The sequence below is a fragment of the Deinococcus marmoris genome, from assembly GCF_001949125.1.
In the GTDB taxonomy this organism is placed as follows: Bacteria; Deinococcota; Deinococci; order Deinococcales; family Deinococcaceae; genus Deinococcus; species Deinococcus marmoris_A.
Genome location: NZ_MSTI01000020.1, coordinates 71,018 through 92,681, shown reverse-complemented (window position 1 = coordinate 92,681; position 21,664 = coordinate 71,018). Strand labels below are relative to the sequence as shown.

Annotated in this window: 20 protein-coding genes; 13 read left to right on the top strand and 7 right to left on the bottom strand. The window is 65.9% G+C overall.

From position 1 onward, the window contains the following. Positions 1 to 96 precede the first annotated feature (96 nt). The 7 genes from BOO71_RS03090 (at position 97) to surE (ending at position 7,014) form a co-directional block, all read left to right on the top strand. Positions 97 to 990, top strand: coding sequence for an ABC transporter ATP-binding protein (locus BOO71_RS03090; RefSeq protein WP_075830513.1), 894 nt, complete (start codon positions 97 to 99; stop codon positions 988 to 990). 227 nt (positions 991 to 1,217) lie between these two features. Then, positions 1,218 to 2,030: an ABC transporter permease gene (locus tag BOO71_RS03085; RefSeq protein ID WP_075830512.1), complete on the top strand. Its 813-nt coding sequence runs from the start codon at positions 1,218 to 1,220 to the stop codon at positions 2,028 to 2,030. 20 nt (positions 2,031 to 2,050) lie between these two features. Beyond that, the gene (locus tag BOO71_RS03080; RefSeq protein WP_075830511.1) at positions 2,051 to 2,641 is read left to right on the top strand and encodes a DUF1349 domain-containing protein; all 591 of its coding nucleotides are present in this window, start codon (positions 2,051 to 2,053) and stop codon (positions 2,639 to 2,641) included. Continuing rightward, positions 2,638 to 3,771, top strand: coding sequence for a sensor histidine kinase (locus tag BOO71_RS03075; protein ID WP_075830510.1), 1,134 nt, complete (start codon positions 2,638 to 2,640; stop codon positions 3,769 to 3,771). Before BOO71_RS03080 ends, BOO71_RS03075 begins: the two co-directional genes overlap by 4 nt. 88 nt (positions 3,772 to 3,859) lie before the next feature. After that, complete coding sequence (locus BOO71_RS03070; RefSeq protein WP_075830509.1) at positions 3,860 to 4,462, top strand: response regulator transcription factor; 603 nt, start codon at positions 3,860 to 3,862, stop codon at positions 4,460 to 4,462. A 174-nt stretch (positions 4,463 to 4,636) separates the two neighbouring features. Further along, positions 4,637 to 5,839 carry a tetratricopeptide repeat protein gene (locus BOO71_RS03065; protein WP_254842999.1) on the top strand — a complete coding sequence of 401 codons (1,203 nt, stop codon included), beginning with the start codon at positions 4,637 to 4,639 and terminating at the stop codon, positions 5,837 to 5,839. 383 nt (positions 5,840 to 6,222) lie between these two features. Then, complete coding sequence (gene surE, locus BOO71_RS03060) at positions 6,223 to 7,014, top strand: 5'/3'-nucleotidase SurE (protein WP_075830507.1); 792 nt, start codon at positions 6,223 to 6,225, stop codon at positions 7,012 to 7,014. Between the two features lie 425 nt (positions 7,015 to 7,439). On the opposite strand, the gene BOO71_RS03055 is transcribed toward surE, so the two are convergent. After that, positions 7,440 to 7,673, bottom strand: a complete 234-nt coding sequence (locus tag BOO71_RS03055; RefSeq protein WP_075830506.1) for a hypothetical protein — start codon at positions 7,671 to 7,673, stop codon at positions 7,440 to 7,442. 8 nt (positions 7,674 to 7,681) lie between these two features. Continuing rightward, a complete protein-coding gene (locus BOO71_RS03050; RefSeq protein WP_254842998.1) occupies positions 7,682 to 8,539 on the bottom strand; it encodes a M23 family metallopeptidase in 858 nt (285 codons plus the stop codon). 63 nt (positions 8,540 to 8,602) lie between these two features. Here BOO71_RS03050 and truA point away from each other — a divergent pair, with 63 nt between their 5' ends. Beyond that, a complete protein-coding gene (gene truA / locus BOO71_RS03045; protein ID WP_075830504.1) occupies positions 8,603 to 9,409 on the top strand; it encodes a tRNA pseudouridine(38-40) synthase TruA in 807 nt (268 codons plus the stop codon). A gap of 12 nt (positions 9,410 to 9,421) precedes the next feature. On the opposite strand, the gene BOO71_RS03040 is transcribed toward truA, so the two are convergent. Both BOO71_RS03040 and BOO71_RS03035 read right to left on the bottom strand, forming a co-directional pair. Beyond that, positions 9,422 to 10,078, bottom strand: coding sequence for a class I SAM-dependent methyltransferase (locus BOO71_RS03040; RefSeq protein ID WP_075830503.1), 657 nt, complete (start codon positions 10,076 to 10,078; stop codon positions 9,422 to 9,424). Positions 10,079 to 10,162: 84 nt separating this feature from the next. Further along, positions 10,163 to 10,396: a transcriptional regulator gene (locus tag BOO71_RS03035; protein WP_075830502.1), complete on the bottom strand. Its 234-nt coding sequence runs from the start codon at positions 10,394 to 10,396 to the stop codon at positions 10,163 to 10,165. A 329-nt stretch (positions 10,397 to 10,725) separates the two neighbouring features. Between BOO71_RS03035 and murA the strand changes: the two genes are divergently transcribed. Beyond that, a complete protein-coding gene (gene murA / locus BOO71_RS03030; RefSeq protein WP_075830501.1) occupies positions 10,726 to 12,003 on the top strand; it encodes a UDP-N-acetylglucosamine 1-carboxyvinyltransferase in 1,278 nt (425 codons plus the stop codon). A gap of 112 nt (positions 12,004 to 12,115) precedes the next feature. Here the strand turns inward: murA and BOO71_RS03025 are convergent, their stop codons facing one another. Together BOO71_RS03025 and lon are read right to left on the bottom strand one after the other, a co-directional pair. Then, complete coding sequence (locus tag BOO71_RS03025) at positions 12,116 to 12,643, bottom strand: YqgE/AlgH family protein (RefSeq protein WP_075830500.1); 528 nt, start codon at positions 12,641 to 12,643, stop codon at positions 12,116 to 12,118. A 132-nt stretch (positions 12,644 to 12,775) separates the two neighbouring features. After that, positions 12,776 to 15,247, bottom strand: coding sequence for an endopeptidase La (gene lon / locus BOO71_RS03020; protein ID WP_075830499.1), 2,472 nt, complete (start codon positions 15,245 to 15,247; stop codon positions 12,776 to 12,778). Between the two features lie 345 nt (positions 15,248 to 15,592). On the opposite strand from lon, the gene BOO71_RS03015 reads away from it, so the two are divergent. Next, complete coding sequence (locus BOO71_RS03015; RefSeq protein WP_075830498.1) at positions 15,593 to 16,675, top strand: alpha/beta hydrolase; 1,083 nt, start codon at positions 15,593 to 15,595, stop codon at positions 16,673 to 16,675. 6 nt (positions 16,676 to 16,681) lie between these two features. On the opposite strand, the gene BOO71_RS03010 is transcribed toward BOO71_RS03015, so the two are convergent. Further along, entirely contained in the window at positions 16,682 to 17,305 is a 624-nt protein-coding gene (locus tag BOO71_RS03010) for an SDR family oxidoreductase (RefSeq protein ID WP_075830497.1), read from the bottom strand. A 70-nt stretch (positions 17,306 to 17,375) separates the two neighbouring features. Here BOO71_RS03010 and BOO71_RS03005 point away from each other — a divergent pair, with 70 nt between their 5' ends. The 3 genes from BOO71_RS03005 (at position 17,376) to rpoD (ending at position 21,483) form a co-directional block, all read left to right on the top strand. Further along, positions 17,376 to 18,035 (top strand): lysophospholipid acyltransferase family protein, encoded by a 660-nt coding sequence (locus tag BOO71_RS03005; protein ID WP_075830496.1) that lies wholly within the window; start codon positions 17,376 to 17,378, stop codon positions 18,033 to 18,035. Between the two features lie 375 nt (positions 18,036 to 18,410). Continuing rightward, positions 18,411 to 19,589, top strand: coding sequence for a methyltransferase (locus BOO71_RS03000; protein ID WP_075830495.1), 1,179 nt, complete (start codon positions 18,411 to 18,413; stop codon positions 19,587 to 19,589). Positions 19,590 to 19,797: 208 nt separating this feature from the next. Then, the gene (gene rpoD, locus BOO71_RS02995) at positions 19,798 to 21,483 is read left to right on the top strand and encodes an RNA polymerase sigma factor RpoD (protein ID WP_075830494.1); all 1,686 of its coding nucleotides are present in this window, start codon (positions 19,798 to 19,800) and stop codon (positions 21,481 to 21,483) included. Positions 21,484 to 21,664 lie beyond the last annotated feature (181 nt).

The window sequence follows — 21,664 nt, the reverse complement described above, 5'->3', positions numbered from 1 at the left end:
CGGGCGTTCGCTTGCCCCCCAGAGGTGACAAGTGTCACCCCCACCGCCTGACACCCGGCACTACGCCCCAGCCCCCGAAAAGCCAAAGCTGAGCTTATGAACGCAATCGAGCTGAGCGGCGTGGACAAGACCTTCGGAAAAGTAGAGGCGCTCAGGGGACTGACGCTGGACGTGCGGGCCGGGGAATTGACGGCGCTGCTGGGGCCGAACGGGGCGGGCAAGACCACCGCCATCTCGCTGATGCTGGGGCTGGCGAAGCCCACGCGCGGCACGGTGCGCGTGCTGGGGGAGGACCCCAAACACGACACCGTGCGCGCGGGCATCGGCTCCATGCCGCAGGAAAGTGCGATTCCGCAGGCGCTGACCGTGCGTGAGGCGGTCACCCTATTTTCGCGCCTGTACCCCGCGCCGCTGGAAGTGAACAAGGCGCTGGAACTGGCCCAACTTGCTGACGTGGCCGGACGCCGTGCGGGCGCACTCTCCGGCGGGCAGGCGCGGCGGCTGGCCTTCGCGCTGGCCGTGGTGGGCAACCCGCAGGTGCTGTTTCTGGACGAGCCGACGACGGGCATGGATGCCAGTTCGCGTCAGGCGTTCTGGGCTGCTGTGGACGGCCTGAAGGCTGCCGGGCGTACCATCCTCCTCACCACCCATTACCTGGAGGAAGCCGAGCGCACCGCAGACCGTGTTGTGGTCATGAACGCCGGGAGCGTTCTGGCCGACGGCACCCCCGAAAGCCTGCGCGGCAGCGTGCTGACCAGCCGGGTACGCTTCACCTCCGATCTGGTGCTGGCCGAGTTGGAGGCGTTGCCAGGGGTGGAGGGGGCCACGGTGGATTCACGCGGCCACGCCGATCTGCGGACACGCCAGCCGGAAGAAGTGTTGCGCGCCCTGTACGCCCGGAACATTCCCTTCAATGAGCTGGAGGTCAGCCGCGCCAGCCTGGAAGACGCCTTCCTGACGCTGACGGCTGAGCCGAGGAAGGCGGGTTGACGGTGGGGGTTGTGGGGTTGCCGCCACGGTTTGACCCCTCCGGCGCCACGCGCCACCTCCCCTTAGAAGGGAGGCAAGGAGATTTGCGTGCTGCACGGTCTTCTGCCCTTCCTGGCCCCCTTTTGAGGGGAGCTGGCAGCGAAGCTGACTGAGGGGTTAAACCGCAAACAGCCACCCCAGGAACTCCACCTCAATTTCACCCTCTCACCCCCAAAAGGAGCCACCCCATGACCCAGACCACCACCCTCACCCTGCCCGCCCCCATCGCCGCCACCCGCCAGGCTGCACCCCTCCCCGCATTGGGGCAACTGGTTCTTTCAGAGTTGCGCAAGATGGTTCGCAATCCGATGTTCTTTGTGGGCACGGTAGGCTTTCCGATCCTGTGGTTCGCGCTGTTCGGGCTGCCCAATGTGCATGAGCAGATGCCGGACGGCACCAATGTGGGGCGTTACATCCTGGTCAGCTTTGGGACGTACTCGCTGCTCACGCTCGCCATGTACTCCTTCGGGCTGGCGGTGGCCGCCGAGCGCACCGGGGGCTGGCTGCGGCTGCTGCGGGCCTCGCCCATGCCTGCGCCGCTGTACTTTCTGGGCAAGGTGGTGGCCGCGCTCTGCTTCAGCGCCCTGAGCCTGAGCCTGCTGTACACTTTCGCGCACTTCGCGGGTGGCGTGACCTTACCGCTGGGGCTGGCGCTGAGCATCCTGGGCAAACTGCTGCTGGGCAGCGTGCCGCTGATCGCGCTGGGCTTCATGATCGGCTTTCTGATCAACCCCACCGCCGCCAACGTGATCGCCAACGTGGTCAGCGTGCTGATGTCCTTTGCCAGCGGGCTGTTCGTACCGCTCAGTCAGCTCCCCGATGTCATGCAGAAACTGGCCCCTTACCTGCCCACCTACCACCTGGCGCAGATCGGCTGGGGAAGCGTGACCGGCAACACCTCCGGCGAGCTGACCCACTGGCTGTATCTGGCCGGTTACGCGGTGGTCTTCGGCGGGCTGGCCCTGTGGGGCCTGAAGAGGGACGAAGCGCGCGGCCTGTGATTTTGGGGGAGAATAAAGGTATGTCCCAGTCCTGGTCAGCCTTCGGGTGGCACGCCGAACCGCAAAGCTGGGCCGCACACGAGGACGGAACGCTGGAAGTCGTCACCGCGAAAGGGGGCGATTTCTGGCGCGAAACGCAGTACGGTTTTGTCCGCGACGATGGACACGCCTTCCTGCGGGACGCCCCGGACGAGTTCACGGCCACCGTGCGGGTGCGCGGCGAGTACGCCGAACTCTACGATCAGGCCGGGTTGATGCTGCGGGCAGACGCCCAGCACTGGTGCAAGGTGGGGGTGGAATACGTGGGCAGGCAGCAGTGGAGCGCCGTGGTCACGCACGAGAAGTCGGACTGGAGCGTGCAGCCCGCCGACGAGCATTCAGAGGTGATTTTCCGCATGATTCGCCGCGATGACGCCCTGATCCTGCACGCCCGCGCCGATGTGAATGCACCGTGGACACTCCTCCGCGTCGCTCCCTTCCCTCCTGGCCTGCGCGCCCGCGTGGGCGTGGTGGCCTGTAGTCCTCAGCGGGAAGGCTTCCGGGTCATGTTTGAAGAGTTTCAATTGGCCGGCGTGGACCGCCGCCCCCTGCACGCACTGAGCGCGCCATGACCGCTTGCCCGCCCAGCCGCAAGAAAATCAACTTCTGGAACCTGTTTCCCATGTTCTGGTTGGTCTTTCTGGCCTACCCGATCATTGGATTCTTCGATCATCCACGCCCACCTGCCCAGTGGTTGCTGTTCTGGGGGATGACCGCAGGCTTTCTGGCTGTGTATATACAGGTCTTTTTCTACCGCAGGGATGGCCCCGGCTGGGCGCTGGCAGGCTGGGCCTATTCGCTGGTGGCCTACTTTGTGCTGTTTCCAGTGACGGGCGGCGGTGCCACGGCCTTCCTGATCTACGGCGCGAGCATCATCGGCTTTCAGGGGCGCGTGTCGCTGGCGCTGTGGCTGGCGGTGTTCAATGTGATGGTCATGGCCGCGCCGTTCTACAACGGGCAGTACACCCTTGAAGATCTGGCGTGGCTGGGGCCGAACATGGTCTTTAGCCTGGTGGCCGCCTATGCCAACCATGCCTCATACCGCCGCACGGTGGCCGATGTGCAACTGGTGCAGGTGCAGGCCGAGAAGGAAAAGCTGGCCGCCGACGCTGAGCGCGAACGCATTGCACGCGACCTGCACGACATCCTGGGGCACACCCTGAGTGTGATCGTGCTGAAAAGCGAACTGGCCAGCCGGCTGGCCGAACGTGATCCGGCCCGCGCCGCCGCAGAAATCCGCGAGGTGGAGCGGATTTCCCGCGAGGCGCTTCAGGAAGTGCGTTCGGCGGTGCGCGGCTATCAGGGCAGCGGCCTGAATGCGGAACTGGCCCGTGCGAAGGTGGCACTGGACGCGGCGGGCGTGAAAATGAATGTCAGCGCCGCACTGCCCGGCCTGACCCCCCAGACCGAGGCCAGCGCCGCCATGCTGCTGCGTGAGGCCGTGACCAACATCGTGCGCCACGCCCGTGCAAAGGAAGTCTGGATTTCTCTGGTTCCCAGCGCGGGCGGCCACCGCTTGACGGTGCGCGACGACGGCGTGGGTGGATTGAGTGCCGAGGGCAGCGGCCTGACCGGGATGCGCGAACGCCTGCGGGCGATTGGCGGCACGCTGGAACGCGGGGGCGAGGGCGGCACGACCCTGACGGCGCAGATTCCAGCGGCAGAAGCGACAGCGGCGGTAGGCGGGATGGTGCGGGCGTGAGGGAGGTTGATGGTCAATGGTTGACGGTTGATGGTCAGTATTTCCATCAACCGTCAACTATCCACCCTCCACGTTGCCAGAGGCAACCATGATCCGCGTCCTTCTCGCTGAAGATCAGGCGCTGGTGCGGGGCGCACTTTCTGCGCTGCTGTCGCTGGAGGACGATCTGGAGGTGGTGGGGCAGGCGGCAGACGGCGAGGCGGCGTTAGACGCCGTGCGCGAGCTGAAACCGGATGTGCTGGTCACCGATATCGAGATGCCCCGCCTGAGCGGCCTCAATCTGGCCGAACGCGTGCGGGCCGAGCTGCCGGGGGTGCGCGTGATCATCGTGACCACCTTCGCGCGGGGCGGCTATCTGCGGCGGGCGCTGGAAGTCGGGGCGCGCGGCTATCTCCTTAAAGACGCTCCCGCTTCCGAGCTGGCCGACGCCATCCGCCGCGTTCACGCTGGGGGCCGGGCGATTGACCCCGAACTGGCTGGAGAAGCCTGGGCCGACGCCTCCCCACTGACCGAGCGCGAGCGTCAGGTCCTGGCCGAGGCCGAGGCCGGGGCGAGTACCGCCGCCATCGCCGCCCGCCTTCACCTGTCCGAGGGCACCGTCCGCAACTACCTGTCCGAGGCGATTGGCAAGCTGGGCGCGGAGAACCGCACCGAGGCGGCCCGGACGGCGCGGGAACGCGGCTGGTTGTAGGCGGTTTTCGGGCGGTTCTTGAAAGCCCCCCCCCGGAGCCTCAACTGGAGATTGGCCGGGTGCAAGCCGTTCTCACGAACTGCCCACGGCCCACGTCTAGGGTCAGAAGGAGTATCCGTCGCCCCCAGCCTAGCTCTCGATTTCAGCCAGCCCTCAATTCCCGGAGGTTCCCAGATGTCTAACCCCAAACGTATGCCCGCCGCTCTGGCCGTTCGTGTCCTGCTGGTGCTGGGACTGAGCGCCGCTCCCGCTCTGGCCCAGGACACTGCCCAGCCTGCTCCTACACCCGCTGGACAGTCCGCCTTCGCCCCACAGCCCGTGACCTATGCCAGCGCCGCCGACGCCGCTGCCGCCGCGCAGAAATTTGCCGACGAGGCCCGAGCGGCGTACCCGAAGGGCAGCGCCAATATCGATCAGGCGCTGTGGACCCAGGCTGCCGCCGCCGCTGAGGCCGCCGTGCTGGCCGAATCTGGCAATGCCGACTACCTGAAACTGCGCGCCCAGATCTACACCGAGGTGGGCTTCTGGCGTCAGGCGGAAGTGACCTGGGCGGCGTATTTCAAGATCGTTCCTGCCGTCCCCGGCAGCCCGGAGGCCCAGCAGGCGGGCGCGGCGCAGTATAACCTGGGGTACTCGGCCTATGTCCGCAGCCAGCCGGATCTTGCCGCCCGCTACTTCGCGGAGTGCCTGAACCTCGATCCTCAAAGTGCCCAGTGCGCGGGCTGGGCCGCCCGCACCGCGCTGGAAGGCGGCGATTACGCCCGCGCCCAGACGCTGTACGCCCAGGCCGTGGCTCTGACGCCAGCCGACAAGTCCCTGAAGTATTTCCAGGGTCTGGCCCAGAAGGCTGCCGATTACGGCCCCGCCGCCACCGGGGCGTTCAGCCGCGCTTACGCTGATCTGGACGCTGGGCGCAAGGACAAGGCGCTGGAAGGCTTCCAGGCCGCCGCCCAGAGCGCCCCCAACTTTGCCGAGGCGTGGCGGCAGGCGGGCAAGCTGGCGCTTGCTATGGGCAATGCCCAGGCCGCGCTGGCTGCCTACCAGGGCGCAGTGGCCCTGCCCGGAGCCGACGCCACCGACAAATTCAACCTCGCGCTGGCGCAGGAGGGCAGTCAGTTCGGCCTGGACGCCGTGCGGACCTTCCGCGCCGCCTACAGCAAATATTCGGGCGGCGATAAGGGGGCGGCGGAAAGTGGTTTTCAGCAGGCCACCACCCAGAATCCCGACTACGCCAAAGCCTGGGCGTGGCTGGGTCGTACCCGCTACGAGGCGAAGAACTATGCCGGGGCTGCCGAAGCCTATGGCCGCGCTGTGGCCCTGAACCCGAACGACAAGTCCAGCGCGTATTACCTGAAACTGGCGCAGCAGGGGAAGTAGTTCGCGCTTCCGGCTGGGTGCTGCGTGAGGTGACCCGGAGTTGAGGTGTCACTCGGGCAGCCCCACCCCCCAGCCCCCTTCCCCAGAGGGGCAGGGGGAGCAGCGCTGCGCTAGGCACGAGTTTATGAATGTCGGCGGCGGGAGAGGGCGGCGGCGTCCGGGTCTGATGCCCGGCTCCGTCACGCCCAATGCGGCCCGTGCGCTGTGCGCCCGACGGCCTTCGGTTGCTCTTTCGGTAGGGTTGACGGGGGCTTTTTGGATTCCTTTGGTTTGGGAGGGATTCGAGGAACAATAACTGAACCGCGTCCGTTGACCGTGGGGCAGGGCGTTTTCGTGTCATCCCTCGAACTTCACACCGCTGCCCCCGCGCTAGCCTTCGGGGGATGAGCCAAACTTCAACAGCAACAACGGCCCGCCCACGCATTCTGGTATCCAACGACGACGGCATCTTCTCGCCGGGCATCAAGGCGCTGGGTCTCGCCATGAGCGAATTTGCCGACGTGACGGTGGTTGCGCCGGATGTCGAGCAGTCTGCCGTGGGCCACGGCATCACCATCCGCCGCCCGCTGCGGTTCAAGCACACGGCGGCGGCGGGCTTCGGTGACATTCCCGCCTACCGGGTAGACGGCACGCCCGCCGACTGCGTGGTGCTGGGCGTGCAGTTGCTGGGCCGCCCCGATCTGGTGGTCAGTGGGATTAACCTCGGCCCCAATCTGGGCGATGACCTGACGCATTCGGGCACGGTGGCGGCGGCCATCGAGGGGCTGTCGCTGGGGCTGCCGAGCATTGCCTTCAGTCAGCAGAGCGGGCCGGACGGCGAATACGACTTTGCCGCCGGAGCCGCCTACGCCGCGAAACTGGCCCGGCAGGTGCTGGCCCACGGCCTGCCGCCGCGCACGCTGCTGAACGTCAATTTTCCCAGCCGCCCAGCTTCGGGCGTGCGCGTGACTGCCGTGGGCCACCACCGCTGGGAGGACAGCGTGGTCACCCGCCAGGACCCCGAGGGCCGTGATTACCACTGGGTCGCCGGGGTCAGCCGCGCCGAGGACGCCCAAGACGAAACCACCGATTACGGCGCGGTGCAAAGTGGCATGATCAGCGTGACCCCGGTGCGCCTCGATCTGACGGCGCGCGACCTGCTGGAGCAGGTGGGGGGCTACCTGCCCGAGGTTTAATACGGACTCCGATTAGAGGGTGTTGAAAACACCCGTAATCCGAGCGGAGCGAGAAGGAGAAAAACGGATGCCGGACGTGGAGTGTAGGAATCGGCGCTGTCCCGATTTCTACACGAAACAAACGGAATCCGTATAAGGAGACTGGACTTTGATCTGGGAGGCGGGAACCGGGGTGTAGCTCAGGTTATGCAAATCTGCCGCTTGCAGCCGGTAAACCAGCAGGGCGCGCTGCCCTTTTGCTGTCGCCTGGAGCAGTCGGGCCGAAGCAGTTGGGACAGGGAGCTGACCAGTTCAGCAGGCGTTTCATCCTGTCCGTAGGTCAGCGGCGCGGCCAGCAGACCGCCCTGCACGGCGCGGACGCTCAGGCGGCTGTAGTGGCCCTCGCGCCTATCGGCGGCGCACTGGCACGCGGGCGCCCGAAAGGCTTAGGCTTCGGCCAGAACCTCGAAGCTCCATGCTTTCACGCCGTCTGGCACGCTCAGTTCCGGCACCTCTGCGGCCCAGCGACTCGCCACCAGATACAGGCCCGGCTGCTCAGGGCTGCCCAGCAATTCCGCGCCCAGGAAACCGGAGCGGGCAGGCAGACTTCCTAAAAACTCACGCAGTAGGGTCTCGGCGTTGTCCCCGCGCGCCTCGGCGTAATGCACTCTTTTTATCATTCCAGTCCTCAGTACAGCCCCAGCGGATCGCGCGGATTCCAGCGCAGATAGGTGCCGAAATGCAGATGCGGCCCGGTGCTGCGGCCCGTGTTGCCCACCCGGCCTATCGTCTGTCCCTGGCTGACCAGTTCGCCCTTCCTGATCAGGTTGACGCTCAGGTGGGCATACCGGGTGATCCAGCCGTCCGGGTGTTCGATCACCACGGTCCAGCCCCAGCCGCGCTCGAAGTCGGGCCGTGATTCCAGCACCCGTCCGCTGCGGGCCGCCCGGACGGGGGTGCCCAGCGGGGCCACGATGTCCACGCCGTAATGCATCTCGGAGTCGCCTTCCAGCGTTCGCTCCCCGTAGCCGCTGCTGATGGTGTGATACCTGCTCAGCGGCCACAGCCACCCATCCCCACGGCTGGACGTGCTGGCGGTGCGGACGGTGGCGGCGGGGGTCCGTGTGGAACTGGCCGTCACCGTGCGCGCCGGAATCTTGACCAGCACGCCCACCTGGACCGGTTTGCCGCCCGCATACTTTGGATTGGCCCGCAGCAACTGCGACAGCGAGATGTCGTACCGCTTGGCGATCACGCTCAGGCTGTCGCCAGAACGCACGCGGTACTGGGTGGCCGCGCCGGGCCGGGCCGGGAGGGTCAGCCCCCAGCCCGCCTGCACGACAGTTTTCCCGCGCAATTTTGGATTGGCCGCCTGCACCTGTTTCACGCTCAGGCCCGCGCGGGCCGCGATCTGGCCCAGGGTGTCGCCGGATCTGACCCGGTACGAGGTGGCCGCTCCCGCCCAGCCGGTCAGCAGCAGCAGGCCGCTCAGGATCAGGCTACACAGTATCGATCTTCCCAGCGCGGCGCACAGGACGTTCTTCACGCCAGAAATCATACCTGCTGGGATTCAGTTTCCGTGAGACGTGCTGACGCTACCCTGTGCGGCATGACCGACACCCGCCGCCGCTATATTCCGCCAGCGGGCCACGTCCGGCTCCGGCTGACCGTGGGCTGGGACGGCGCGGCCTACGCCGGATGGCAATCCCAGGCCAGCGCTCCCAGCGTGCAGGACACTTTGCAGGGGGCATTCCAGCACCTGACCCCAGCCGTGTTTCGTCCCGTCGCCGCCGGACGCACCGACGCCGGAGTCCACGCCGAGGCCATGCCGGTGCATATGGACGTGCCCGAGGGCTTTGGGGTGCCGCTGCCCCGGCTGGCGCGGGCGCTGAACGCCCATCTGCCGCCGACGCTGGCCGTGCTGGAAGCCGCACAGGCCCCGTCCGGCTTCCACGCCCGCTTTTCCTGTGCCGAGCGGCGCTATGTGTACCGGGTGCTGCGAACACCGCACCGACACCCCCTGTGGGAGGGCCGCGCCCTGCATGTGCGAGGCGAACTGGACGCGGAGGCCATGAACGCCGCCGCCGCCAGCCTGACCGGCACCCACGACTTCGCCGCCTTTGCCACCCAGGAGGACCGCCAGACGGTGCGGGAATTGCGTGGCCTGAGCATCGTGTCCGGCCAGCCCATCTGGGAAATCCACGTCGCGGGCCAGAGCTTTCTGCGCCATATGGTGCGCGGGCTGGTCGGCACGCTGCTGCTCGTCGGCGCGGGCAAACTGGAGGCGAGTGCGGTGACTGGAATCCTGGCCTCCCGTCAGCGGGCGCAGGCGGGCGCGAATGTCCCTGCCCACGGTCTGTATTTCAGCGGCGCGAGCTATGGCAGGCGGGACTTTGGGGAACAGGGGAGAGACTGACCCCCTCCACGCTCAATCCCGCCCCGCCAGCAGCACGTAGCGTTCTTCCTGATAGCACCTGCCGCGTGCGCCAGCGTGTGCGTCCCAGTCCTCGCGGCTGGTGGCCTCGTCCATGAACTCGCAGCGGGTCTGCCAGTCGGCCCATGTCGGTGCCCACGCCCGCACGGACACGCGCCACTCGCCCAGGCTGGCCCAGCCCACCGACCTCAGCCGCTGCGGCACACGCGGGACATCCAGCCGTGGTCCGACGTACAGAAACCGGGCATCTGGCGCGGCCACGGCGTTCAGATGATCAATCACCGAAGTCGGTCCCCGGCGCGATACGATCAGATCGAAGGGGCCGCGCAAATCCGTGGGCATCTCGCCCTTTCCGTCCCACAGGTGGAATTCGGCTGCTGGCGCATTGGCGCGGGCCAGTTCCAGCAATTCTGGCTGGCGGTCATACCCCACCCAGCGCGCACATTCACTGCCGAAACGCGCCGCATCGGGGCCGTGGCCGGAGCCTGCCTCCAGCACACGGGTGTCCGGGCGCAGGTGTTCCGTGAGCAGGGCGTCAAAGGTCAATTCCGGGTCCGGGCCGTCCAGCACGCGGGTCCACGGATGGCGGTAGCCGCCCAGCTCACGGGCCAGACGGGCGTACCACGCGCGGGAATGGGGCGGGTCAGTCATGGATTCCCCCTGTCGAATATGACGGCATCAAAAAAGGCGTGGGGAGCGGTTTCCTCCACGCCTTGCCTGCCCTGCCCGGATGGCTCAGCCCTCGTCCTCAGCCCCCGCGCTGCCCAGAATGGCGCGGTACTCGTCGATCTGTCCGGCCTGCGGTCCCTCGCCGAGTTCGCGGGCAATCTTCTCGATGGCCAGCCGCACGACCTCGCTCTTGCTGATCAGGCGTTCGGGACTAGACAGCTCGTAGGCGGTGCGCGTCAGCAGCGCGTCCTGCTCGTCGCTGATGACCACCTGCAAGCGTTTGCGTTCCTTTTTGGGCATGCCTCTCCTGGTGTGGGCCGCGCGGGGCTGACCATGAATACGGGTCAGGTGGGAATGCGGCGGACCGTGGGCCGAGCGTAGCATGGAGGCACACTCACCTCAACATCATGCTCATGGGACGAAAGGAGTCCTGTGTGTCAAGAGGTCTGTGTATGGGGTGATCCGTGGGTTCTGAGGGTGGAAGCAGGCAGAGAGTAGACGTACAGTGAGTAAGATGTGTAAGATACACCTGTGGACGCCTATTTGGTGAACTTTCCGTCAACCCATTAGACTGTCCAGGTTTGTTTTCATCTGACCTTCCCCAACCGCTTCCAAGAGGATTAAATCCCATGCAATTAACCCCACTGCACATCAAGGGTGGCCGCGCGCTCAGCGGCGAAATTACCGTCCAACACAGCAAGAACGCTGCCCTGCCGGTGATCGTCGCCACCCTGCTGAGCTGCGAGCCGGTGACCCTGCACGGTATCCCACGTCTCAGCGACGTGTACACCATCCTAGACCTGATGGCGCACCTGGGGACGCAACACAAGTGGGTGGGCGACAACAGTCTAGAACTGTACACGCCCGAGATCATCAACACCGACGCGCCCTACGCGCTGGTCAGCAAGATGCGCGCCAGCTTTATCGTGATGGGCGCGATCCTGGCCCGCGCCGGGCAGGCCACCGTCAGCATGCCGGGCGGCTGCGCCTGGGGACCGCGCCCGGTGGACCAGCACGTCAAGGCGTTCCGCGCGCTGGGCGTGACCATGACCGAGGACGGCGGCAATTTCGACGCGCGGCGCGAGGCCAGCCTGAACGGGCACTTTGTCTTTGAACTGCTGACCGTGGGCGGCACCCACAACGCCATTCTGGCCGCCGTGCTGGGTGACGGCGTGGTGGTGCTGGACAACGCCAGCATCGACACCGATGTGGTGGACATGGTGGAATTTCTGAACTCGCTGGGCGCGGATATCACGGGGGCGGGGAGCAACACCATCACGGTGCGCGGCGTCGCTGCCCTGCGCGGCGGCTCGTACACGGTGATCCCGGACCGCATCGAGGCCGGAACATTCATGATGCTGGCCGCCGCCAACCGCTGCAAGCTGCGGGTCAGGAACGTGCGCCCCGATCATCTGCGCGCCGTGACCGCCAAGTTGCAGGAAATGGGCGTGCAGATCACCGAGGACGGCAACACCCTGATCGTGGACGCCACCGGAACGGAGCTGAAGCCGGTGAATGTGACCACCCAGAGCTTCCCCGGTTTCCCCACCGATCTGCAACCGCAGATGAGTGCCCTGCTCGCCACTGTTCCCGGCACCAGCGTCGTTCAGGACCCGGTGTACCCGGACCGCCTGACCCACGTCGCTGAACTGCACCGCATGGGTGCGAACATCACCGTCAGCGGCTACACACAGGTCATCCAGGGCGCAAAATTGCACGCCGCTCCAGTCAAGGCCGCCGACTTGCGCGCCGGAGCCGCCCTGTTCATCGCCGCCCTCACCACCGAGGGCGAAACCGTCATCGACGGCGTGCAGTACCTGAACCGGGGTTACGAGCGTCTGGCCGAACGCCTGCGCGGCATCGGGGCCAACGTGCAGCAGCACGACATGGCTTTAGCGATGGACTGAGGATTCCAACCAGCAACGCGCCCGTCTCTCAATCGGAGGCGGGCGCGTTTTGAATTGATGCATGATGGCCGTGGCATCTATCGACACAGCAGAGATCGACTCCAATCCAGCTTCACGCCTGCGCCCCGCCCGGCATGATGGTGCTGGGGATCACGCCCAGCCGCCGCAGCGCCTCGCTCCAGCGGCCTGCTGCTGGAATGTCCCACAGCAATTCCGGGGTGTCCTGCTCCACCCAGACCCAGGCCCCGGCCCGCGCTTCCCCCGCGAGTTGCCCGGCGTTCCAACCCGCATAGCCCAGCACCAGCATGTATGTTTGCCCGCTTTCCATCACGGCCCGCAGCACGTCCAGGCTGCTGGACACGTTGAGGCCGGGCACGAGGCTGATTTCGCCGTCCAGCTCCAGCGCGTCTGGATACAGGCACCAGCCCAGCGTGGGATCGACCGGGCCACCCAGCCACGCAGGCGTGTCCTGTCCCTCGGCCCCGGCCATCAGCTCGGAGACGGGCTGGGGCGTGGGTGCATTGACGATCAATCCCATCGCGCCTTTCTCGTCGTGTTCCAGCAACAGGATGACGGTGCCGCCAAAGACCTCGCCGTGCAGGTGAGGACTGGCGACCAGAAATGTCAGTGGGCCGCTCATTGCCGTACAGGATAGCGGGCAGGCGGCTGTTGCACGCGGCGCGACGCTGTGGAAGGGTGTGACCGCCGAAGGGACTGCACAAAAAAACCCCCGCCGAAGCAGGGGCCTGAGACTCCCAAAGTTGTCTGTGGGTTAAGCGCTGGCTCCCGGCCCACGCCGCGCCGCGCGGCGTTTGGCTGGCGGGGTGGCCGCCTCGTTCCCACGCGGGGTTTCCAGCGCCTTCAGGCCGCCCACCAGGGCCACGTCCAGCACCTGATCCACGGTTTCGGCGGGGTGGAAGCGCACCGAGGAGCGCAGGTGGGTGGGAATGTCGCGCAGGTCCGGCTCGTTGGCCTTGGGCATGATGATGTGCTTGATGCCTGCACGCCGCGCGCCCAGCACCTTTTCCTTCAGGCCACCGATGGGCAGGTAGCGTCCGGTTAGGGTCATCTCGCCGGTCATGGCGACGTCGTGGCGGGCGGGAATGCCGGTCAGGGCGCTGATCAGGCTGGTGACCATCGCGCCGCCTGCGCTGGGGCCTTCCTTGGGAATCGCCCCGGCTGGAACGTGAACGTGAATCTCGGAGTCCTCGATCCGGGCGCGGTCGATGTGGAAGCGTTCGGCGTTGCTCTTGATGTAGGTCAGGGCGGCGCGGGCCGACTCCTTCATCACGTCTCCGAGCTGTCCGGTCAGGACCAGTCCCTTGCCGGGCATGATCGAGGTTTCCACGAACAGGATGTCGCCGCCGACGGGGGTGTAGAACATCCCGGTGGACACGCCCACCATGTCCTCGCGGTTCTCGGTTTCGGGGGTATGGCGGGCCTGACCCAGGTAGCGCTCCAGCTCCTTGTCGGTCACCTTGACGCGCTTGACGTCCCCGGTGGCAATCCGGCGGGCCACCTTGCGGGCCACCGTGCCGATCTCGCGTTCCAGATTGCGGACCCCGGCCTCGCGGGTGTAGTGGCTGATCAGCCGTTCCAGCGCCGCGTCGGTGAAGCTGATCTGGTTGGGCTTCAGGCCGTTCTGCGTCAGTTGGCGGGGCATCAGGTAGCGCTTGGCGATTTCCAGCTTCTCCTGCTCGATGTAGCTGGAGAAGTCGATCACTTCCATGCGGTCCATCAGCGCGGCGGGAATCTGCTCGGGGTAGTTGGCAGTGGCGATGAACATGACCTCAGACAGGTCGAAGGCCACGCCCAGATAGTGATCGGTGAAGTTCTGGTTCTGCGCGGGGTCCAGCACTTCCAGCAGCGCCGCACTCGGATCGCCCTGATAGGAGCTGCCCAGCTTGTCCACCTCGTCCAGCAGGATGACCGGGTTCTTGGTTCCGGCGGTGCGCAGGCCCTGGATCAGGCGGCCCGGCATCGCGCCGATGTAGGTGCGGCGGTGGCCGCGAATATCAGACTCGTCGCGTGCGCCGCCCAGCGCAATGCGCACGTACTGGCGACCCAGCGCCTTGGCGATGCTCTGCGCGATGCTGGTTTTCCCGACACCGGGAGGGCCAGTGAAGACCAGGATCGGCCCCTTATTGACGTCCTCGGCGCTCAGCTCGCCGCGTTCGGCACGCTCTTTGCGCAGACGGCGCACGGCCAGGAATTCCAGCACGCGGTCCTTGACCTTTTCCAGACCGTAGTGGTCCTCGTCCAGCACCTGCGAGGCTTCCTCCACGTCCAGACGGTCCTCGCTGCGGGTGTTCCACGGCAGTTCGGTCACCCAGGTCAGGTAGGTGCGGATCACGGAAGCTTCGGCGGCGTCGGGGTGCATGCGGGCCAGACGGTTGACCTCGCGGTCGATTTCCTTCTTGACGTCGGGCTTCAGCTCCAGCGCGTCGATCTTGGTGCGGAACTGCTCGGCCTCGTCGCCTTCCTCACCGTCTTCACCGCCCTGCAACTCCTTCTGAATGACCTTCATCTGCTCGCGCAGGTAGTACTCGCGCTGATTCTTGTCGATCTCGTCCTTGACCTGCGCGCGGATCTTGGCCTGCACCGCCTGCACTTCCTGCTCGGTGTCCAGCAGCGTCAGCAGCATGCGGATGCGGTCCGTGAGGCGCACGGCTTCCAGCAGCGCCTGCTTGTCTTCCAGCTTGAAATCCAGGTTGAAGGCGATGTGGTCGGCCATCTCGCCCACGTCGTCCTTGCCGTTGATGGTCTGCACGCTCTCGCTGCTGATCTTGCCGTTGTTGGCGATGACCTCGAAGCGCTCGCGCAGTTCGCGGCTCAGCGCCTGCAACTGCACTGGATCGTCGGCAGGAATGGGCAGTTCGGTGATGCTGGCGCGCAGGTAATCGCCCTCGGTGTACTTGCCCACCTTGACGCGCGCCACGGCGCTGACCAGCATCTGCACGGTGCCGTCGGGGTTCTTGCGGACGCGCAGCACATTGCAGGCGGTGCCGGTGTCGTACAGGTCCGCGCCCTTGGGATCATCCACGTCCTTGTCCTTCTGGGACACGATCAGGATGACCTTCTCGGCGTTCATGGCGGCCTCGATGGCATTGATGGAAATGGAGCGGCTGGCGTCGATATGCTGCACCATCGTCGGGTAGATCACGCTGCCGCGCACGGGGCAGACGGGGACAATTTTGGGGAGATTCAGTGCTGCATTGGTGCTGGGGGTCTTGTCGGTGGGCATGCGGAACTCCTTTGGCCCTTGCAGGTCAGTGGAAAGAGGAGGTCTCCGGTGGCATGTACTGATGGCGCTGCCAGGAAACTTGAGTGCAAGTATATCAAGTTTAAGAAGTCAAGGCAAGTGCTTTCCGAACCTGTACCGGGTGGTCCGGGCCAGCGGCCTACCGTGTCTATGTCACTCCCAGAGCGTACTCCCGGTGCGCTGACACCAATCTCACGCAAGCTGACGGCGGCTTAACACGGGCGGGGGTCTGCTTCTCGGGGGGAGGCCAGGGATACTGCGTATTTTACCTGATGCGCCGGAAGCGTATCAGTCGCATCCCCCGCCGTCTCGCACGTAAGCTGGGGCATGGTCCACGTCCGTTTCATCATTCCCAATCTGCCGCCGAACACGCCAGATGGCGTCCTGTTCTTGACAGGCGATCACCGGAAGTGGGGCAATGACCCGGAAGGTTGGACCTTCAAGCGTTCAGGCCCTGGAGCCGTACTTGAAGCCGATCTGCCCGCAGGTGCATTGCTGGGTGTCAAGGTCCGCATGCTGCATGACGGAAAGCCAATCGAAGAAGGCGACGCCTGGGGAGGCCGCACCCCCGCCCATCAAGCAGTCGTTCACGGCGACATGGAAATTCAGCTCCAACTGGAGGGCTGGCAGGACAACCGCAAGGGCAGAGGACGGCCCTCCGCCTCGGCCCCGCCGCGCGAGGAATTGACGCTGGCAGCACCCTGGGGCGAGCAGATTGTGCGGCTTTGGTGGCCCGAATCGTCCACGTTGCCCTTACCGCTGCTGATCATGCATGACGGCCAGAACGTGTATGACGAGGCTGCCACTTTTGCCGGGCAGAGTTGGAGCGTGGCCGAAGCTGCCCAGACCCTGGCCGATGAGGGCCATCCCTGCCTGATCGCCGCCCTGAGCGTGAACGACGAGCGCAGCCGCCGTTATGTGCCGTTCCCCTTCGAAATGAACGCCTTCAACCCTGGCGCAGACGAGTATCTGGACTGGATTGCAGCCACGCTCAAGCCTGCGCTGGCCGAGCGTTTCGGCACGGCTGCGCAGACAGCCTTGGCCGGATCATCATTTGGCGGACTCGTCACGCTTTATGGCGGCTTGCGCGCTCCCACCGAGTTCGCCACGCTGGGCGTCTTCAGCCCGGCCATCTTTCCCGCCGATTTCGAGCTGCTGCGCTGGATGGAACCTCGAACGGCCCCGCAAGCCCGCATCTGGCTGGATATGGGGGACCACGAGGCCGCTTCTCTGGATGGTGCGGCAGAGATGGTGTCGCTGACCCACGCTCTGGCGGGACAACTCCGCCCGAAAGTGAGTGAAGTCCACGTCACCATCGGCGCGGACCACTGGCACGATGAAGCGGCGTGGGCCGCACGGTTTCCCGCTTTCCTTCGCTGGTGGTTGACCGATCTGTCTGCCTCCCACTAGCAGGATTTACAGACTGCTGATGGCGTCCGAAATACCCTGCTCTCCTGCCACCATCTCGAAGGTCTTGCCCGCTGTGGACGGGTCGCCCAGACAGGCCAGGACCACGCTCGCCACGTCATCGCGCGAGATGCTGCCCCTGGGAGCGTGGGTGCCCACCGTGATCTTGCCGCCGCCGGGTTCGTCGTTCAGGCCGCCGGGGCGCACGATGGTGAAGTCCAGACCGCTTTGCTGCACATGGCCGTCCGACTGTGCTTTGACCTTCAGCACCTGTTGCAAAAAGGGCGGCATCTGCTCGGGGCGGTCCACGCCCATGCTACTGACCACGATCAGCCGTTTGGGGCCGCGCTCCGTCAGGGTGTCGGCCACGCGCCCCAGGGCCTCGCCGTCGATGGCCTGATAATTGCCGCCCGCGCCGCCGCCCGCTGCCCAGACCACCGCGTCTGCCCCGTCCAGCACCGCCTGCCAGTCGCCCTCCAGATCGCCCATCACGGGTTTTGCGCCGTAAAGGGACATCATGTCGGCCTGTTCCTCGCGGCGCACCAGTGCTGCCACGTCATGTCCTGCTTTGGCGGCCTGCGCCACCACCCGGCGGCCCACGCCACCCGCCGCACCGATCACTGCGATCTTCATGGCCCAAGGCTAAAGCCAGGACGGCAAAAGTAAAGGGCCAGCCCCCTTAGTCTGGGCGTATCCTGCCCTCATGAGCGACGCCGCCCGTCCCGATCTTTCCGGTTCCAGTTCCAGACGTGGCGGCGGGCCGAGAGCCGCTGCCCCCGAACCCGCGCCGCCTGCCGCCGATCCACGGGTCTACCGCGCCGTGCTGGCCGTGACCTACCTGCCTGTCGTTCTCAGCGGCGCACACCTGGAAGTTCACGGGCGCGAGCATGTGCCGCCGCCCGGCACACCCCTGGTGATCGCGGCCAACCACCGTTCCAACCTCGATCCGTTCATGGTGGCCCGCTCCCTGCCGCCGGGCCGACTCGTGCAGTTCATGGCAAAAAAGGAGCTGTTCGTTCCGGTCATCGGCTGGATCATCAGCACGGGCGGAAGCTTTCCCATTGACCGCTCGGGCAACGATCTGGGGGCGGTGCGGATGGCGGTGCGGATTCTCAAGAACAATGGCACGGTGGGTATCTTCCCGCAGGGAACGCGCGGCGGCCCGGCCCTCCAGGGCGGCGTGGCCCTGATTGCGGCCAAGGCCCGCGCCCCAATCCTGCCCGCCGGAATCTGCCGCGAAGGCAAACGCTGGATCGTGCGTTTCGGGCCGCCTATCGAGGCGCAGGGCGGGATCAAGGGCGTGACGGCGGAGCTGGGCGAGCGGTTGCGAGAACTGGCGCAGCCGGTGGGAGAGCAGATTTGAAGGCACAGGGGGTTTGAAAGAAGACGCGGCGGCGGACAGCATCTGCGGAACGTCGTCGGCGTGACACCACCTGGGTTGCTGGCTGGGGGCGGTCTGGTCCTGTGCAACCCCTCCCAGAAAACACCAACGGCCAGAGGCCGAATATGCGGCACCCGGCGCAAGATTGCCCCCGCGAATATGCCGGGAATATGAATAGGGGCATGGCGGCAGAAAAAAGCCCCATCGACTGTGGGGCAGCCTTCCTGACTTCACCCGGCCAGGTTAAATTGTTTGGCCCCTTCAGCATGGGGCCTGCATCTGTGCAGCGCGTGTGAGGGAGATTGAGCTGGCCTTGGGTGACCGCCGACTGGACCGTCATGTGATACATGGAGGGGTGTGACTGGCCGCAAGAAGCAGAAAATCAGAATCGTTCGCCCGCCTGCGCGTGAAGAAACCGGTGGCGGCGGGGATTATTTCGGGGTCCGCCCCGCCAGACTCGGTCAGCGGCTGGAAGGGGTCAGCGCCTTCACCAAACCCGGCGTGCGTGGCTTTCCCGGTGTGGACGCGGCGCAGGAGTTGCTGGCGCAGACCATGCGAAAGGACCGGGTGTCGGGCGAGGTGCTGGACCTGTCGGCGGCAGGCGGATTGCTGGGAAGTCTGCCGGGCGTGGAATTGCGCGCCGTGGAGGGTTCGGCGGCGGCGTTGGCTGTGCTGGAATCCGCTGGTTACGAACCCCTGGCCGCTGCTCCCGGTGATGCGCTGGAGGAGCGCTGGCCTGTGCGGGCGCGCACCGTCGCGCTGACGCTGGCCGGGGACCGGGGCAATGCCTATATCTCGGCGCAGATCGCCTGGGCGCACGCGCAGACGCCGCCGGGCGGCACGCTGTATCTGGCAGGGGACCGCGACAAGGGTTTTGACCGCTACGTGCGTGCGGCGGGCGCAGCCTTCGGGACAGGGGAGACGGTGGCCCGTGACGGCGGGATGCGCGTGGCCCGGCTGGTACGCCGCCCCGGCCCCACGCCGCCCCTTCCAGAAGCCGAGAACTACGAGGCGTTTGGCGTTCAGATCGTCGGTCTGCCCGGAGTCTTCAGCGCGGGCAAGGCGGATAAGGCGACCTCTTTGCTGCTGGAGACGCTGGGAGAACTGGACCTGTCCGGCCAGCACGTTCTCGATCTGGGCTGCGGTGCGGGCCTGATCGGCGCGTGGGCGGCCCAGCGCGGCGGGGCGGTGACCCTGGTGGACGGCGATTTGCAGAGCGTCCGCAGTTCGCGGATGACGCTGGAAGCGAACGGATTGGCGGGCGAGGTGATCCACTCGGACGTGGACGCGGCTCTGGGCGGGCGGACCTTCGACGTCATCCTGACCAATCCGCCCTTTCATGTGGGGCGCGGCGTGGTGCTGGATGTGGCGCTGGAATTTCTGGCTGCTGCCTCACGCCGCCTGAAGCCGGGCGGCACGCTGTATCTGGTGGCGAACGAACCTCTGCCCTACGAAACGCCGCTGCGTGAAATCGGCCCGGCGCGGGAACTGGCGCGGGCGGGCGGATTCAAGGTGCTGGCGGCCACGCGCGGCTGACCTGAGCGGGAACCTTTTCCCTGTTTGACACGTAGTAGAAGTGTTGGCAGATTCACCAGAGGCGTGGTAAAATCTACGACTGCCTTCAGGTGGGCGTTGGCCCGCGAATGCGTTTGCTAGACTGGCGCGTTTCGGCATCCAGTCTCCGGGTTTGAGACCTGAGTTCCGCCTTCCCCCGATTGATCCATTTTTTGCCGCAGGAGGCCGCATGGCAGAGTCCACCAAAGCATCACCCGAACAAGCAACTGACATCCCCGAGACGGTTCCCCAGGCCGCCGAGAAAAAGCCGCGTACCCGTGTGGGTGGGGCCAAACCAGCCGCCGCCAAAGCTGCTCCCGCCGAGGAAGCAACGGCCAAGGCCGCCCCAGCGAAGAAGCCTGCGGCCAAGAAAGCAGCCGCCAAGGCCGATGGTGACGCGCCCGTGAAGGCCGCTGCCAAAAAGCCAGCCGCGAAGAAAGCCGTTGCTGAAACAGACGCGGCTGAGCCGCAAGCCAAGGCCCCGGCCAAAAAAGCCGCTCCCAAGAAGGCGGCCACGGCTGCCGGCGCGAATTCTGACACGCCCGTCAAGGCCGACAAGAAGACGGCTGCGGCCAAGGCCCCCTCCGGCAAGGCCGCAGGCAAGGCACCTGCCGCGCCCAAAGCCGCCGTGGCCGACAAGCCCTACTACGCGCATCCCGGCATTCAGGAACTGCTCAAGAACGGCAAGGTGGCGGGCGTGCTGGCCTCCGAGGACATTGCCACGGCGCTGGCCACGGCGCTGGAAGCCAATGGTCTGGACCCGGAGAACCCGGAGAACGCCGACGCCTTCGAGGATTTGCAGCTCTACATCGCCGCCCAGAACATTGAGGTTCAGGACGCCGATGAGGACGACGAGGAAGAGTCCGAGGACGAGGAAACCGAGGACGGCCCCGCCGCTGCCCGCGCCACCAACCAGCCTGACGACGAGGAAAAGTACTTCGACGACATGCCGCGCGCGGTCAGCAATGACCCGGTGCGCCAGTACCTGCACGAGATCGGGCGGGTGCCGCTGCTGACGCTGGAGGAAGAAATCGCGCTGGCCCGCCGCATCGAGGAAGGCGAGGAAGCCCGCAAGATTCTGGAAGAAGAGCTGGAGATGGAAGACCGCGCCCGCCGCCGCCAGATGCGTCAGGTGGAAGACGGCGCGGCAGCACGCCAGGGCCTGATCGAGGCCAACCTGCGTCTGGTGGTCAGTATCGCCAAGAAGTACACCGGGCGTGGCCTGGGCTTCCTCGATCTGATCCAGGAAGGCAACCAGGGCCTGATCCGCGCGGTGGAGAAATTCGAGTACCGCCGCCGCTACAAGTTCTCCACCTACGCGACGTGGTGGATTCGTCAGGCGATCAACCGCGCCATTGCCGATCAGGCGCGCACCATCCGCATCCCGGTGCATATGGTGGAAACCATCAACAAGCTGACCCGCACGGCGCGGCAATTGCAGCAGGAACTCTCGCGCGAGGCGACGCACGAGGAAATCGCCGAGGCGATGGGGCCGGGCTGGGACGCCAACAAGGTGGAGGAAGTTCAGAAGGTCAGCCAGGAGCCGGTGTCGCTGGAAACGCCCATCGGCGACGAGAAGGACAGCTTCTACGGCGACTTCATTCCCGATGACAATCTGGATTCTCCGGTGGATAACGCCGCCAAGACCCTGCTCTCCGAGGAACTGGAAAAGGCGCTGTCCAAGCTGACCGAGCGCGAGGCGATGGTGTTGAAGTTCCGCAAGGGCCTCGTCGATGGCCGCGAACACACGCTGGAGGAAGTCGGCCAGCGCTTCAGCGTCACCCGCGAACGCATCCGCCAGATCGAGAACAAGGCGCTGCGCAAGCTCAAGTACCATGAGAGCCGCACCCGCAAACTGCGCGACTTTCTGGACTGACCAGATTCCTGTTCTGCGCCGCCCCGGACGAAAGTTTGGGGCGGTTTTTTGTGGCTTTAGACGGCGATCTCGTAGGGTTGCCGCCACGGTTTAACCCCTCACGCAGCCAGCTCCCCTTAAAGGGAGCCAAGAAGCGCAAAAGTCCTGTGCCACAAGCAATCTCCTTGCCTCCCTTCTAAGG

What these genes read in the sequence shown, in the direction of transcription:
- BOO71_RS03090 (WP_075830513.1), top strand. Translation starts at nt 97, where the DNA reads ATGAACGCAATCGAGCTGAGCGGCGTGGACAAGACCTTCGGAAAAGTA.
- BOO71_RS03085 (WP_075830512.1), top strand. Translation starts at nt 1,218, where the DNA reads ATGACCCAGACCACCACCCTCACCCTGCCCGCCCCCATCGCCGCCACC.
- BOO71_RS03080 (WP_075830511.1), top strand. Translation starts at nt 2,051, where the DNA reads ATGTCCCAGTCCTGGTCAGCCTTCGGGTGGCACGCCGAACCGCAAAGC.
- BOO71_RS03075 (WP_075830510.1), top strand. Translation starts at nt 2,638, where the DNA reads ATGACCGCTTGCCCGCCCAGCCGCAAGAAAATCAACTTCTGGAACCTG.
- BOO71_RS03070 (WP_075830509.1), top strand. Translation starts at nt 3,860, where the DNA reads ATGATCCGCGTCCTTCTCGCTGAAGATCAGGCGCTGGTGCGGGGCGCA.
- BOO71_RS03065 (WP_254842999.1), top strand. Translation starts at nt 4,637, where the DNA reads ATGTCTAACCCCAAACGTATGCCCGCCGCTCTGGCCGTTCGTGTCCTG.
- surE (WP_075830507.1), top strand. Translation starts at nt 6,223, where the DNA reads ATGAGCCAAACTTCAACAGCAACAACGGCCCGCCCACGCATTCTGGTA.
- BOO71_RS03055 (WP_075830506.1), bottom strand. Translation starts at nt 7,673, where the DNA reads ATGATAAAAAGAGTGCATTACGCCGAGGCGCGCGGGGACAACGCCGAG.
- truA (WP_075830504.1), top strand. Translation starts at nt 8,603, where the DNA reads ATGACCGACACCCGCCGCCGCTATATTCCGCCAGCGGGCCACGTCCGG.
- BOO71_RS03040 (WP_075830503.1), bottom strand. Translation starts at nt 10,078, where the DNA reads ATGACTGACCCGCCCCATTCCCGCGCGTGGTACGCCCGTCTGGCCCGT.
- BOO71_RS03035 (WP_075830502.1), bottom strand. Translation starts at nt 10,396, where the DNA reads ATGCCCAAAAAGGAACGCAAACGCTTGCAGGTGGTCATCAGCGACGAG.
- murA (WP_075830501.1), top strand. Translation starts at nt 10,726, where the DNA reads ATGCAATTAACCCCACTGCACATCAAGGGTGGCCGCGCGCTCAGCGGC.
- BOO71_RS03025 (WP_075830500.1), bottom strand. Translation starts at nt 12,643, where the DNA reads ATGAGCGGCCCACTGACATTTCTGGTCGCCAGTCCTCACCTGCACGGC.
- lon (WP_075830499.1), bottom strand. Translation starts at nt 15,247, where the DNA reads ATGCCCACCGACAAGACCCCCAGCACCAATGCAGCACTGAATCTCCCC.
- BOO71_RS03015 (WP_075830498.1), top strand. Translation starts at nt 15,593, where the DNA reads ATGGTCCACGTCCGTTTCATCATTCCCAATCTGCCGCCGAACACGCCA.
- BOO71_RS03010 (WP_075830497.1), bottom strand. Translation starts at nt 17,305, where the DNA reads ATGAAGATCGCAGTGATCGGTGCGGCGGGTGGCGTGGGCCGCCGGGTG.
- BOO71_RS03005 (WP_075830496.1), top strand. Translation starts at nt 17,376, where the DNA reads ATGAGCGACGCCGCCCGTCCCGATCTTTCCGGTTCCAGTTCCAGACGT.
- rpoD (WP_075830494.1), top strand. Translation starts at nt 19,798, where the DNA reads ATGGCAGAGTCCACCAAAGCATCACCCGAACAAGCAACTGACATCCCC.